Origin of the sequence: Streptomyces sp. NPDC001568 (assembly GCF_042893755.1) — a bacterium.
Lineage (GTDB): Bacteria > Actinomycetota > Actinomycetes > Streptomycetales > Streptomycetaceae > Streptomyces.
This window is the reverse complement of the sequence record NZ_JBIAVF010000015.1, coordinates 203,978-218,095: the sequence shown is the minus strand read 5'-3', so window position 1 is coordinate 218,095 and position 14,118 is coordinate 203,978. Positions and strand designations below refer to the sequence as shown.

The following is a 14,118-nucleotide window of genomic DNA, read 5'->3' as shown; positions in this document are numbered from 1 at the left end:
CGGCCCCTCTACGCCCGCGCCGCCCGCAGGGCCCGGGCGTGCGCGAGCAGCGCTTCGAGGCCCAGGTCGAACGCCGCGTCGGCCCGCCCCGGCCCGCCCGCGGCGAGCGCCCCGGCCAGCAGCGGGGTCTGCGGCGAGGGCTCCCACATGGCTTCGGGGGCCGCCAGGTCCAGCGCGGAGCCCAGCACCAGGTTCTCCAGCGCGGTCAGCAGTGGCATCACCTGCTCCTCGCCGAACCCGGCCGCGAGGAGCAGCGCGACCGCCCGCTCGTACTGGGCGAGCACGGCCGGGGCCCGTACCGGCGTGGTCATCAGCAACGGGATGGCGCGCGGGTAGGCGGCGAACGCCGCCCGGTAGGAGCGGGCCCACTCCTCCAGCGCCCGGTCCCAGGGGGTCAGGGCCAGCGCGGAACCGGCGATCGAGGCGCACACCCGCTCCCGGATCAGCTCCACCACCGCGGCCCGGCCGTCCACGTGGTGATACAGCGAGCCCGTCTGCACCCCGAGTGCCCGGGCAATCTGCGGAACACTGAATTCCCCTTGTTCCGCCACCAGTTGCAGGGCGGTCGTGGCGATCCGCTCCCGGTCGAGCAGGGGGGTGCGCGGCCGTGCCATCGGTGTTCTCCCGCCGTGAGGTCTTCCCGTACGCCAGAACCGGAGGCTACATTGCCGCAAACCGAAAGCCTTTAGGTTTTCGGATTCCCGCCGCCTGCCGTTCGCAGAAGGGTGCCCCCGCATGCCCGAAACGCCGGAACCCGCGCCGAGACCAACGCCCGACCCCGGTCCGTCCACCCCCGCGCCCGCCGGGTCCGCCCTGCGCCGCGGCGCCCTCGGCACCGCCGACATCTCCTTCTTCGTCGTCTCCGCCGCCGCACCGCTGACCGTCATGGCCGGCGTCGCGCCCGTCGCGATTCTCCTCGGCGGCATCGGCGCCCCCGCCGGATACCTCCTCGCCGGCCTCACGCTCACCGTCTTCGCCGTCGGCTTCACCGCCATGAGCCGCCACGTCAGGAACGGCGGCGCCTTCTACGCCTACATCGCGCGGGGCCTCGGCAAGCGCGTCGGCATCGGCGCCGCCCTGCTCGCCCTCATCGGCTACAACGGCATGGAGATCGGCGTCTACGGCCTCCTCGGCACCACCACCGCCGACACCGGCCACGCCCTCGCCGGCGTCGACATCCCCTGGCTACCGGTCTCCCTCGCCGGGCTCCTGCTCATCTGGTACGGCGGTTTCCGCTCCATCGACTTCGGCGCGAAGCTCCTCGGCGTCCTCCTCGTCGCGGAGACCGGGATACTCGTCCTCCTCGCCGTCGGCGTCCTGGCCGAAGGCGGCGCCCACGGCCTGTCCGCCGCCTCCTTCACCCCCGACGCGGTCCTCGTCCCCGGCACCGCCGCCGTCCTGGCCTTCGCCTTCGCCGCCTTCACCGGCTTCGAGTCGACCGTCATCTACCGCCGCGAGGCCCGCGACCCCGACCGGACCATCCCGCGCGCCACCTACATCGCCGTCGCCTTCCTCGGCCTCTTCTACGCCTTCATCGTCTGGACGGTCATCCAGGCCTTCGGCGCCGAGGAAGTGGTCACCGCCGCCGCCGAGGACCCGGGCGGCCTGTTCTTCGCCGCGATCACCACCTACGTCGGCCCGTGGGCGGCGGACCTCATGCACGTCTTCATCGTGACCAGCGTCATCGCCTCCCTCCTCGCCTTCCACAACGCCATCAACCGCTACGTCCTCGCCCTCTCCGAGGAGGGCGTCCTGCCCGCGGCCCTCGGCCGCGTCCACCCCCGCCACGGTTCCCCGTACCTCGCCGGAGCCGCCCAGACCGTCCTCGGCGCGGTCATCGTCCTCGCGTTCGCGCTCGCCGGGGCCGACCCGTACCAACAGCTCCTGCTCTGGGTGAACACCCCGGGCATGATCGGCCTCATGGCACTGATGCTGCTCGCCGCCATCGCCGTACCGGTCCACTTCCGGCGCCACGCCCACGACGAGGGACCCTGGCGCACCCTGGTCGCGCCGGTCACGGCGGCCGTCCTGCTGGCCGTCGCGATCTTCCTCGTCGTCTCCAAGGTCGGCCTCTTCACCGGAGCCTCCACCACCGTCAACACCGTCCTCGTGGCCGTCGTCCCCGCCGTGTTCCTCATCGGTCTCGGCCTCGCCCAGCGGCTCAAGGCCCGCCGCCCCGAGGTCTACGCCCGCTTCGCCGAGGACCCGGCGGAAGCGGAGGCCGCAGCCGCAGCCGCAGTCGACGTCGAAACCGAAGTCCCCCTCACCTCCCTCGAAGGAGCAGAGCCGTGCCCGCTGCCGACACCGTCCTCACCGGAGCCCGAGTCCGCACGCTCGACCCCGCCCGCCCCGAAGCCGGTGCGGTAGCCCTCCGCGACGGACAGATCGTCGCCGTCGGCCAGGAGAGCGACGTACGCGACTGGAGCGGACCCGGCACCGAGGTCGTCGACCTGGCCGGAGCCACCCTCACCCCCGGCCTGACCGACGCCCACAGCCACCCCGTGTGGGGTGTCGAGATGGCCGCCGGAACCGACCTGTCCGCCGTCCGCGACCTCGACGAACTGCGCGCCGCCCTGCGCACGGCCGAGCGCGGCCCCGGCGGCTGGGTCCTCGGCCACGGCCTCGACCACAACGCCTTCGGCGGCCGTCCCGTCGACCGCGCCCTCGTGGAGGAGGCCCTCGCCGGCGCCCCCGCCTTCCTGCGCCTCTACGACGGCCACTCCGCCCTCGCCACCGGCCCGGCCCTCGCCGCCGCGGGCATCACCGGACCCCGCGCGTTCGCCCAGCGCTCCGAGATCGTCTGCGACGCCGACGCCACGGGCGCCGTACGCCCCACCGGACACCTCGTCGAGCACGCCGCGATGGCCCTCGTCGGCGCCGTCGCCCCCAAGCCCACCGCCGCCACCCGCCGCGCCCGTCTCCTCACCCTGCTCGACGAGATGGCCGCCACCGGCCTCACCGGCGCCCACGTCATGGACCTCGGCGACGGCGACGTACCCGCCCTCCTCGCCACCGTCGAGTACGAGGGCGACCTGCCGCTGCGGCTGCGCCTGGCCCCCTGGTGCATGCCGGGCGCGAGCGACGAGGAACTGGCCGAACTGATCGAGCTCCAACTCGCCGGCGGCCGCCACTGGCAGGTCGGCGGCGTCAAGTTCTTCATGGACGGCACCGTCGAGGGCGGCACCGCCTGGCTGGAGCACGCCGACTGCCACGGACAGGGCACCGACGCCTTCTGGCCCGACCTGCCCGCCTACGCCCGCGCGGTACGCATCCTCGACACCGCCGGGGTCCGCACCGCCACCCACGCCATCGGCGACGCGGCCGTCCGGCACGTCCTGGACACCGTCGCCTCCCTCGGCGCGCACGGCGCGATGCGGCACCGCGTCGAACACATCGAGACCGTCCCCGACGACCAGCTCAAGCGGTTCGCGGAACTCGGCGTGATCGCCTCCATGCAGCCCCCGCACACCGCCTACACCCGCGCCGACCACACCGACGAATGGTCCAAGCGGCTCGGCGACGAGCGGGCCGCCCGGGCCTGGCGCTGCCGAGACCTACGGGACGCGGGCGCGGTCCTGGCCCTCGGCTCCGACTGGCCCATCGCCCACCACGACGCCCGCCAGGTCCTCGCGACGGCGCTGCGCCCGCGCGGCGCGGCAGCCGCCGGTCGCTACCTGACGGGGCTGATGGCACTGGAGGGCATGACCTCGCACGCCGCGCTCGCCGCGGGGGAGCAGCGCGTGGCCGGCCGGATCGCCCCCGGCTACCGGGCGGACCTGACGGCCTTCGCCCTCGACCCGGTCACGGCCGCACCGGACGAACTGGCCGAGGCCCCGGTCCGCCTCACGGTCTCGGGCGGCCGGATCACCCACCGAGACCAAGGGCGCTGACCCGGCCGGGGACCGCAGCCGCAGCCGGGCGGCGGGCACCGGACCCGGTGCCCGCCGTCCGGCAGGCACTGTTGCGCATGCGAGCGAACTGACGGATGGTCGGCAGCGAACTCCACCGGAATACGGCTGCCGTTCGCCTGGTGTACGCGCCGCCGCCATACCCGGCTCCCGCCCCGGTTTCCCCGGGGCGCTGTCCTTGGGAACGGTCAACACCCTCGAAGCAAAGCAGAGGTCACTCTCGCCATGGCAGAACTCAACCGCCGCCGTTTCCTCCAGCTCACCGGTGGCGCCGCCGCCCTGAGCCTGCTCAACGAGAGCATCGCGCGCGCCGCCTCCATCCCCGCGCAGGGGACGACCGGAACCATCGCCGATGTCGAGCACATCGTGGTCCTGATGCAGGAGAACCGTTCCTTCGACCACTACTACGGAGCCCTGCGCGGCGTCCGCGGCTTCGGTGACCCCCGCCCCGTGACCCTGCCGAGCGGCAAGTCCGTCTGGCACCAGAGCGACAATGCGGGCAAGGAGACACTGCCCTTCCGCCCGCCGTCGGACGACCTCGGCATGGAGTTCCTCCAGGGCCTCAACCACGACTGGGCCGGCGGACAGAGCGCCTTCAACAAGGGCAAGTACGACAACTGGGTGCCCGCCAAGACACCGGCCACGATGGCCCACCTGACGCGCGAGGACATCCCGTTCCACTACGCCCTCGCCGACGCGTTCACCATCTGCGACGCCTACCACTGTTCGTTCATCGGCTCGACCGACCCCAACCGCTACTACCTCTGGTCGGGCCACACCGGCAACGACGGCAAGAACGGCGGCCCGGTCCTCAACAACGCCGAGGCCGGTTACGACTGGACCACCTACCCCGAGCGCCTGGAGGAGGCCGGCGTCTCCTGGAAGGTCTACCAGGACATCGGCAACGGCCTCGACGCCGCCGGCTCCTGGGGCTGGATCAACGACGCCTACCGCGGCAACTACGGCGACAACTCGCTCCTCTACTTCAACAAGTACCGCAACGCCCGACCCGGCGACCCGCTCTTCGACAAGGCCCGCACCGGAACCGACGCCAGGACCGGCGAGGGCTACTTCGAGCGGCTGCGCGCGGACGTCACCGCCGGCACGCTGCCCCAGGTCTCCTGGATCGCGGCCCCCGAGGCCTTCAGCGAGCACTCGAACTGGCCCTCCAACTACGGTGCGTGGTACATCGCGCAGGTGCTGGACGCGCTGACCTCCAACCCGGACGTCTGGGCCCGTACCGCGCTGTTCATCACCTACGACGAGAACGACGGATTCTTCGACCACGTCGTCCCGCCGTACGCCCCCGCGGACGCGGGCCAGGGCCTGTCGACCGCGCCGACCGCACTGGACGTCTTCCCCGGCAAGGCCGGCTACGTCGCCGGACCGTACGGTCTGGGGCCGCGCGTGCCCATGCTCGTCGTCTCCCCGTGGAGCACCGGAGGCTACTCCTGCTCCGAGACGTTCGACCACACCTCCGTGCTGCGCTTCATGGAGCAGCGCTTCGGTGTGCACGAGCCCAACATCTCGCCCTGGCGCCGCGCCGTCTGCGGTGACCTGACCTCGGCCTTCGACTTCGCCCGCAAGGACACCGCCACGGTGTCGCTGCCCGACACCGGTGCGTGGGCGCCGCAGGACCGCGAGCGCCACCCCGACTTCCGGGCCACCCCGCCCGCCGTGGGCGCCATGCCGCGCCAGGAGAAGGGGGTGTGCCGCACCCGCCCGCTGGGCTACGCCCCGTACGTGGACGGCTCGGCGCTCACCGGCGAGGGCAAGTTCCGGCTGACGTTCAGCGGCGGCCCGGACCTGGGTGCGCAGTTCTACGTCACCGCGGGCAACCGGACCGACGCCCCCTGGACGTACACCACCGAGGCCGGCAAAACGATCTCGGACACCTGGAACACCCGCTACTCGGCCGGTCGCACCGACCTGACCGTCCACGGCCCGAACGGTTTCCTGCGCGGCTTCCGCAACCCCGGCACCACCGCGGGCCCCGAGGTCTCGGCCCGCCACAACGCCACCACGGGAAACCTGGACCTCACCCTCACCAACGCGGGCGCCTCGACGGCGACGCTCACGGTCACCAACGCCTACGGCGGCGGCCCCAAGCGCCTCACGGTCGCCAAGGGCGCCACCGTCACCCACAGCGTCTCCCTGAAGAACACGAAGCGCTGGTACGACGTGACGGTCACCTCATCCGAGGTCGCGGACTTCGGCCGCCGCTTCGCCGGCAAGGTGGAAACCGGTGCGGCCGGCCTGTCGGACCCGGCGATCCTCACGGAGCAGTCGTCCTGATCCCGGCGCTCGTGGAGCAGCCGGCCCGCGGGCCCGCGGCGCTCGTGGAGCGCCCGCAAGGGCGGCGCCGACGCCCGTACCCGCCTCAGGCGCGGGTGCGGGCGCGGAAGCGGGTCAGCAGCGCGGCGGCCGGATGCGGTCCGGTGTGCACGGGGTGGCGCGGCAGCCGGTGCGGCAGTGCGCCGTACCAGGCCCGCGAGACGCCGTAGCCGAAGGCCAGGCAGATCATCCCGCCGACCGCGTCGAGCCAGAAGTGGTTGGCCGTGGCCACGATGACGACGAGGGTCGCCGTCGGGTACAGCAGGCCCAGGATCCGGGCCCAGGGGGCCGAGGCGACCGCGAAGATCGTCAGCCCGCACCAGAGCGACCACCCTATGTGCATGGACGGCATCGCCGCGTACTGGTTGGACATGTTCTTCAGGTTCCCCGAGGCCATGGAACCCCAGGTGTGGTGCACGAGCACCGTGTCGATGAAGTCCTGCCCGTTCATCAGCCGGGGCGGCGCGAGCGGGTACAGGTAGTAGCCGACCAGGGCGACGCCCGTGGTGGCGAAGAGGATCAGGCGGGTCGCGGCGTACCGCCCCGGATGAAAGCGGTAGATCCACACGAGCACGCCGATGGTCACCACGAAGTGGAGGGTGGCGTAGTAGTAGTTCATGCCGACGATCAGCCACGTCACCGAGTTGATGCCGTGGTTGACGCTCTGCTCCACGGCGATGCCCAGGCTGCGCTCCAGCTCCCAGATCCAGTCGGCGTTCGCCAGCGCGGCGGCCTTCTGCTCGGGCACGGCGTTGCGGATCAGCGAGTACGTCCAGTAGCTGACGGCGATCAGCAGGATCTCGAACCAGATGCGGGGCCGGCGCGGGGCGCGCAGCCGCGTCAGGAGGGTGCGTTCGGACGCCGGACGGGCCTCGTGCTCGGTCACGGGGGGTGACGAGAGGTCCGTCCGGGTTTCCAGTGTCTTCACGCTCGCTTCACCCATGGGGAGAGAGTCTGCCAGATGAGATCTCCCCTCCGATCATCCCTCGGGACGGTCTTGGGGACGGGGGGATCCGCCCTGCGGACTACACCCCGGCTCCTACCGGTTCCCACCGGCTCTCAGGGGGCGGGGGCTTCCCGCAGCCTGCGCTGACCGGGCCCCGAGGCGGTCGAACCGCGGACCACCAGCTCGGGCAGGAAGACGAACTCGCTGTGCGGGGCCGGCGTACCGCCGATCTCCTCCAGGAGGGTCCGTACCGCCGCCTGCCCCATCGCCTGGACCGGCTGCCGGATCGTGGTCAGCGGCGGATCGGTGAACGCTATGAGGGGGGAGTCGTCGAAGCCCACGACCGACACGTCCTGCGGGACGCGCAGTCCCTGTTGCCGGGCGGCGCGGATCGCGCCCAGCGCCATCATGTCGCTCGCGCACACCACGGCGGTGCAGCCCCGGGAGATCAGCGCCGACGCCGCGGCCTGACCGCCCTCCAGGGTGTAGAGGGAGTGCTGGATCAGCTCCTCCGCCTCGGCCTCGTCGAGCCCGAGCCGCTCCTTCATGCCCAGCCGGAACCCCTCGATCTTGCGGAGCACCGGTACGAACCGCTTCGGGCCGACCGCCAGACCGATCCGAGTGTGCCCGAGCGCCGTCAGGTGGGTCACGGCGAGCTGCATGGCGGCCCGGTCGTCGGGGGAGACGAAGGGGGCCCGCACCTTGTCGGAGAACCCGTTGATCAGGACGTACGGGACGCCCTGGCCGCGGAGTTGGTCGTAGCGGCCCATGTCGGCGGTGGTGTCGGCGTGCAGCCCCGAGACGAAGATGATCCCGGAGACGCCGCGGTCGACCAGCATCTCGGTCAGCTCGTCCTCGGTGGACCCGCCGGGCGTCTGCGTGGCCAGCACCGGGGTGTACCCCTGCCGGGTCAGTGCCTGCCCGATGACCTGGGCGAGCGCCGGGAAGATCGGGTTGTCCAGCTCGGGCGTTATCAACCCGACGAGCCCCGCGCTGCGCTGCCGCAGCCGTACGGGACGCTCGTAGCCGAGGACGTCGAGAGCGGCCAGCACGGACTCACGGGTGCCTGCGGCCACACCGGGCTTGCCGTTGAGCACGCGGCTGACTGTGGCTTCGCTGACCCCCGCCTGGGCTGCGATGTCGGCTAGCCGTGCGGTCACGGGATTGGACTGTACCGGGCGCGCGTTCAGATTGCCCACCACGTGCAGGAATCCGCGGGGAGCAGGACCGTACGCCCGTCCGTCCGCACCGGCGAGCTCGACAGGACGGGCCGCCCCGGGGCCGGCAGCTCCACCGGCTCCGGCCCGGTGTTGACGGTGCAGGCGAAGCCGGGCCGGGTGAAGAGGAGGACGCCCTCGGGCGCCGGCAGCCACTCCATGCCGCAGGGGGCGGGGGCCCCGGGAGCGCGGGCGCCGGGAACGGCGGCCTCCGCCGCGCGGGACGACGGTTCGGGGGCGTCCGCTGCCGGCCGGCCGGCTTCCGGGGCGCCCAGGCCCGGCATCGCCCGGCGCAGTTCCAGGGCGGCCCGGTAGAGCTCCAGGGTGGAGTGCGGGTCCCCGGTCTGGGCGGCCAAGCTCAGCCCGGCCCAGTCGGCGGGCTGCGGGAGCCAGCTGCCGGAGCCGCCGAAACCGTACGGCGGCTCCTCGCCGCACCAGGGCAGCGGGATCCGGCACCCGTCACGGAGCCCGTCCTGCCCGGCGGCCTCGCTGTCGCCCCGGTCGTCGGCGGCATCGCCGCTCCCCGACGCGACGGGGGAGCCCGCCTGGCGCGGGATCCGGCCGCGGCGGAACGCCGGGTCGCGGCGGACCCCGTCGGGCAGGTCGGTGACCTCGGGCAGCCCCAGTTCCTCCCCCTGGTACACGTACGCCGAACCGGGCAGGGCCAGCATCAGCAGCGCCGCCGCCCGCGCCCGGGCCAACCCCTGGGGCCCGCCCCCGTACCGGGTCACGTGCCGCACGACGTCGTGGTTGGACAGCACCCACGTGGTCGGCGCCCCCACCGAGGCGGTCGCCGCCAGGGACTCGTCGATGACGGTCCGCATCGCGGCCGGGTCCCACGGACAGTTCAGGAACCGGAAGTTGAAGGCCTGGTGCAGCTCGTCGGGCCGTACGTACAGCGCGAGCCGCTCCGAGGTCGGCGCCCACGCCTCGGCGACGCCGATCCGCTCGCCCCCGTAGGAGTCCAGGAGCCGGCGCCAGGAGCGGTGGATCTCGTGGACCCCGTCCTGGTCGAAGAAGGGGAGCGGCTCGGTGCCGATCAGCGTGGCCTGCGCGCCGCGGCCGATGTCGGGCAGCCCGGGCGCCTTGACCATGCCGTGGGCCACGTCGACGCGGAAGCCGTCCACCCCGAGGTCCAGCCAGAACCGCAGGACCGACGCGAACTCGGCCGCCACCTCCGGATGCTCCCAGTCGAGGTCCGGCTGCTCGGGAGCGAACAGGTGCAGGTACCAGTCCCCGTCCGGCACCCGCGTCCAGGCCGGGCCACCGAAGACGGACTCCCAGTCGTTCGGGGGCCGCGCCCCGTCCGCGCCGCGCCCCGGCCGAAACAGGTACCGCTCCCGGGCGGGGCTCCCCGGCCCGGCGGCGAGGGCCTCCAGGAACCAGGGGTGCTGCTCGGAGGTGTGGTTCGGCACCACGTCCACGATGACCCGCAGGCCGAGCGCGTGCGCGGCGCGGACCAGGTCGTCGGCGTCGGAGAGGTCACCGAAGAGCGGGTCGACGGCGCGGTAGTCGGCGACGTCGTAGCCGCCGTCGGCCTGGGGGGAGACGTAGAAGGGGGTCAGCCACACCGCGTCCACGCCGAGCCGGGCCAGGTGCGGGAGCCGCTCGCGGACCCCGCGCAGGTCTCCGACCCCGTCGCCGTCGCCGTCCGCGAAGGAGCGCACGTAGACCTGGTAGATGACGGCATCGCGCCACCAGCCACCGCTCGTGGACGGGTTGCTGGAAGCGCTTGCAAGCCCGGGGGCCGTCAACTCATGGGTCATATCGGGGTCAACGCGGGTACACACCCCATGGTTGCGGGCCTGGTCACTCGAAGGTGGGTCGAACTAACAGCAAGCTGCGGCAACCGTCCGGACACACGGATGTAACGATCACCGCGTCTTGCAGAAAATTGCCGCAAGCTCTTTCGGTCGGCTTTCAGTCTTGTTACGTTCTCGGCAACTCGGGACCGCAGGGACGCGGCCGGGATCATCGAAGGAGTTCATATGCGGCGTGGCATAGCGGCCACCGCGCTGGTCGCGGCCCTGGCGCTCGCGGCAACGGCTTGCGGCGGGGACACGGACAGCAAGGACGCCGCCGGGGACACCAAGGCCGGCGGCGAACTGAGCGGCACGGTCACCTGGTGGGACACCTCGAACGAGGCCGAGAAGGCGAGCTTCCAGAAGATCGCCGAGGCGTTCACCGCCAAGCACCCGAAGGTCACGGTCAAGTACGTCAACGTCCCGTACGGCGACGCGCAGAACAAGGTCAAGAACGCCTTCAACTCCGGCGCCGAAGCCCCTGACGTGATCCGCGCGGACGTCGGCTGGGTCGCCGACTTCGCCTCCCTCGGCTACCTCGACGAGGTACCCGCCGAGACGGCCAAGAAGATCGACGCCGAGTTCCTGCCGCAGGCCGCGGCCAGCGGCAGGTTCGAGGGCAAGACCTTCGCGGTCCCGCACGTCATCGACACCCTCGGCCTCTTCTACAACAAGAAGATGCTCGCGGACGCCGGCGTCCAGCCCCCCACCACGCTGGAGGAGCTGAAGACGGCCGCCACCGCCATCAAGGCGAAGAGCGGCAAGACCGGTCTCTACCTGCGCGGCGACGACTCGTACTGGTTCCTCCCCTTCATCTACGGCGAGGGCGGCGACCTCGTCGACGCCAAGAACAAGACCGTCACCGTCGACAACCCCGCGGGCGTCAAGGCCTTCAAGGCCGCCCGCGACCTCGTCACCTCGGGCGCCGCGGTCACCAACGCCACCGACGGCTGGACCAACATGCAGACGGCCTTCAAGTCCGGCGAGGCCGCCATGATGATCAACGGCCCGTGGGCCGTCGCCGACACCTACGCCGGCGAGCAGTTCAAGGACAAGGCCAACCTCGGCGTCGCCGCCGTCCCGGCCGGCTCCGCCAAGGCGGGCGCCCCCCAGGGCGGCCACGACCTCGCCGTGTACGCCGGTTCCAAGAACCGCGCCGCCGCGCACGCCTTCGTCGAGTACCTCACCTCCCAGGAGGTGCAGGTCCAGTCCGCCAAGGAGCTGAGCCTGCTGCCGACTCGTACCGCCGCCTACGAGCAGCCGGACGTCAAGAGCAGCGAGATGGTCCAGTTCTTCAAGCCGGCCGTCGACAAGGCCGTCGAGCGCGCCTGGATCCCGGAGAACGGCTCCCTCTTCGAGCCGCTGAAGGTCGAATACACCAAGGCCGTCACCGGCACCTCCACCCCGGAGGAGGCCGCCAAGGCCGCCGGAGCCGAGTTCCGCAAGATCCTCAAGGGCTGGAATTGACGTACCCCCCGGCCGCCTGGCGGCCGGGGATTCCCTCTGCGGTCTGGTGACCGCCGTGGTGGCTTCCTGTTTCATCGCGCTGTGCAGGGATCACTCCCGGTCCTACCGGCGCTCCGCAGGCGTTTAGCCTGTCCGCCCGCCCGGCGGCCAGGGTGTTGATGGCGGCGTTCTCGTCGCGATCGTGGACGGTCTGGCAGTTCGAGCAAGTCCACTGACGAATATGAAGGGGTTTGGGGCCGTCCTTATGTCCGCATGTCGAGCACACCTGGGAAGTCGGCACGAAGCGGCCGATCTTCCCGAAGTGCCTGCTGTGCTTGGCGGCCTTGTACTCCAGCATGCTGACGAACGAGGCCCAGCCGGCGTCGTGGACGGACTTGGCCACCCTGGTACGACCGAGCGCGGACACCGCGAGATTTTCCACGTACACCGCTTGGTTGTCACGGATGATGCGTGTGGAGACTTTGTGGTGCCAGTCCCGGCGGCGGTCGGAAACCCTGGCGTGTTGCTTGGGGAGCTTGACGCGGGCCTTGGCGTGGTTCTTCGAACCCTTGGCCTTCCGCGACAGGTCTCGCTGCGAGCGCTTGAGTTTTCTCTCCGCCCGGCGCAGGAATTCCGGACTGCCGATCCTGGTGCCGTCGGAGAGCACAGCGAACGTCGTCAGCCCCAGGTCGATGCCGACTTCCGTGTCCACCTCGGACAGGGACTCGGGCTCGGTGTCCACGACGAAACTGGTGAAGTACCGGCCGGCTGGGTCCCTGACCACGGTCAGCGAACTGGGCGCGGCAGGCAAAGCCCGGGACCACTTCACTTTCAGGTTCCCAACCTTCGCCACGTACAGGCAGCCATTGCTGGTCAGCGAGAAGGCGTTTCGGGTCAGGCGGATCGACTGTCGAAAGTCCTTTTTCGACTTGTATCGTGGCGGAGCCATCTTACGGCCCTTCGATCTCCCGCCGGCCGAGTCGAAGAAGTTTTTGAACGCACTGTCCAGATCTCGCAGGGACTGTTGCAGCACCACCGCCGAAACGTCGGCGAGCCAGGCCCGGTCCGGCGTGCGTTTGGCCTGGGTGATGTGCTCCTTGGACAGATCCTTCGAGCTCACGTACGGAAGACCTGCCTCGTACGCCACCATGCGTGCACGAAGACAGTCGTTCCAGACAACCCTGGCGCACCCGAAGGCCTGCGCCAGCGCCTGGCGTTGCGGGGCGTTCGGATATACCCGGAAGTTGTATCGGAGCTTCACGAGTACGACTCTATGTCCGAGACACGCAGCATAGTTCGAAAGGCTCGAAGGATGCACAAATTGGCGGCTTCGGTCGCATTTGTGATGAGGCAGGGACGAAATATGTCCATACCGGAACTGACGCAAAGGCAGGCCCACTGATATGGCTGCTCACACCAGCCAGTCGGTGGCGAAGGCCGCGGACGGGGAAGCCGGTACCACCGGTCCCGTCCGCGGCCGGAGCCGCAGGACTGACAGCGACAGCACCGGCGGCGCACGCCCCGGCCTCAAGCGGGCCCTCGCCACGCACTGGTACGCCTGGACGATGATCGCCCCGGTCGTGCTCGTCCTCGGCGTGATCATCGGCTGGCCGCTCGTCCGCGGCGTCTACCTGTCGCTGACCGACGCCAACGAGCGCAACGTCGCCCGCACCATCGGCGTCCGCCACATCGAGGCGACGTACGAGTTCGTCGGCCTCGACAACTACGTGGCCGTCCTCGGCGACCCGGTGTTCCTGCAGCGGCTGGTGTGGACGGTGGTGTGGACCGTCGCGTGCGTGTCCATCACCTTCGCCCTGGGCCTCGGCCTGGCCAACATGCTCAACCGACCGTTCCGGGGCCGCGCCGCCTACCGGATGGCGCTCATCCTCCCCTGGGCCGTCCCCGGCTTCGTCTCCGTCTTCGCCTGGCGGTTCCTCTTCAACCGCGACAACGGCATCCTCAACAAGGTCCTCGACGGCGGCGGCATCGCCGCGATCCCGTGGCTCGACGACCCCACCTGGGCCAAGTTCTCCGTCATCGCCGTCAACGTCTGGCTCGGCGTCCCCTTCATGATGGTCGCCCTGCTCGGCGGGCTGCAGTCCATCCCCGGAGAGCTCTACGAGGCCGCCGAGATGGACGGCGCGACCCCCTGGCAGCGCTTCCGGCACATCACCCTGCCCGGACTGCGCGCGGTGAGCATGACCGTCATCCTGCTCTCCACCATCTGGACCTTCAACATGTTCCCGGTGATCTTCCTGCTCACCCGGGGCGGACCGGGCGACTCCACCGAGATCCTCGTGACCCAGGCCTTCCGCGAGGCCTTCATCGCCAGCCCGCGCGACTTCGCCGGCTCCGCGACCTGGGGCGTCCTCATCCTGGCCCTGCTCATGATCTTCGCGCTGGTCTACCGGCGCTCGCTGCGCAAGCAGGGAGAGGTGTGGTGACCGTGACCACTTCCACGACCG

General features: G+C 71.1%; 10 protein-coding genes. 5 read left to right on the top strand and 5 right to left on the bottom strand.

What is annotated here, in order from left to right:
* Positions 1–8 precede the first annotated feature (8 nt).
* The gene (locus tag ACFY0I_RS27175; RefSeq protein WP_388900742.1) at positions 9–614 is read right to left on the bottom strand and encodes a TetR/AcrR family transcriptional regulator; all 606 of its coding nucleotides are present in this window, start codon (positions 612–614) and stop codon (positions 9–11) included.
* Between the two features lie 121 nt (positions 615–735).
* Here ACFY0I_RS27175 and ACFY0I_RS27170 point away from each other — a divergent pair, with 121 nt between their 5' ends.
* The 3 genes from ACFY0I_RS27170 to ACFY0I_RS27160 all read left to right on the top strand — a co-directional run bounded on the left by ACFY0I_RS27170 (position 736) and on the right by ACFY0I_RS27160 (position 6,203).
* Entirely contained in the window at positions 736–2,367 is a 1,632-nt protein-coding gene (locus ACFY0I_RS27170; protein WP_388900741.1) for an APC family permease, read from the top strand.
* Positions 2,289–3,890, top strand: a complete 1,602-nt coding sequence (locus ACFY0I_RS27165; protein WP_388900739.1) for an amidohydrolase — start codon at positions 2,289–2,291, stop codon at positions 3,888–3,890. Before ACFY0I_RS27170 ends, ACFY0I_RS27165 begins: the two co-directional genes overlap by 79 nt.
* A gap of 243 nt (positions 3,891–4,133) precedes the next feature.
* Positions 4,134–6,203 carry a phosphocholine-specific phospholipase C gene (locus ACFY0I_RS27160; protein ID WP_388900737.1) on the top strand — a complete coding sequence of 690 codons (2,070 nt, stop codon included), beginning with the start codon at positions 4,134–4,136 and terminating at the stop codon, positions 6,201–6,203.
* An 85-nt stretch (positions 6,204–6,288) separates the two neighbouring features.
* Here ACFY0I_RS27160 and ACFY0I_RS27155 read toward each other — a convergent pair whose 3' ends face one another.
* The 3 genes from ACFY0I_RS27155 to ACFY0I_RS27145 all read right to left on the bottom strand — a co-directional run bounded on the left by ACFY0I_RS27155 (position 6,289) and on the right by ACFY0I_RS27145 (position 10,171).
* Positions 6,289–7,185 (bottom strand): phosphatase PAP2 family protein, encoded by an 897-nt coding sequence (locus ACFY0I_RS27155; protein WP_388900736.1) that lies wholly within the window; start codon positions 7,183–7,185, stop codon positions 6,289–6,291.
* 116 nt (positions 7,186–7,301) lie between these two features.
* Positions 7,302–8,348, bottom strand: coding sequence for a LacI family DNA-binding transcriptional regulator (locus ACFY0I_RS27150; protein WP_388900734.1), 1,047 nt, complete (start codon positions 8,346–8,348; stop codon positions 7,302–7,304).
* A 26-nt stretch (positions 8,349–8,374) separates the two neighbouring features.
* Positions 8,375–10,171: a glycoside hydrolase family 13 protein gene (locus ACFY0I_RS27145; RefSeq protein ID WP_388900733.1), complete on the bottom strand. Its 1,797-nt coding sequence runs from the start codon at positions 10,169–10,171 to the stop codon at positions 8,375–8,377.
* Between the two features lie 222 nt (positions 10,172–10,393).
* Here ACFY0I_RS27145 and ACFY0I_RS27140 point away from each other — a divergent pair, with 222 nt between their 5' ends.
* Positions 10,394–11,674: an extracellular solute-binding protein gene (locus ACFY0I_RS27140; RefSeq protein WP_388900731.1), complete on the top strand. Its 1,281-nt coding sequence runs from the start codon at positions 10,394–10,396 to the stop codon at positions 11,672–11,674.
* Here the strand turns inward: ACFY0I_RS27140 and ACFY0I_RS27135 are convergent.
* On the bottom strand, positions 11,658–12,914 hold the full coding sequence (locus ACFY0I_RS27135; RefSeq protein ID WP_388900730.1) for an RNA-guided endonuclease InsQ/TnpB family protein: 1,257 nt from the start codon (positions 12,912–12,914) through the stop codon (positions 11,658–11,660). The two genes, ACFY0I_RS27140 and ACFY0I_RS27135, sit on opposite strands and share 17 nt — an antisense overlap.
* Before the next feature lie 142 nt (positions 12,915–13,056).
* On the opposite strand from ACFY0I_RS27135, the gene ACFY0I_RS27130 reads away from it, so the two are divergent.
* A complete protein-coding gene (locus ACFY0I_RS27130) occupies positions 13,057–14,097 on the top strand; it encodes a carbohydrate ABC transporter permease (protein ID WP_388900728.1) in 1,041 nt (346 codons plus the stop codon).
* Positions 14,098–14,118: the final 21 nt, after the last annotated feature.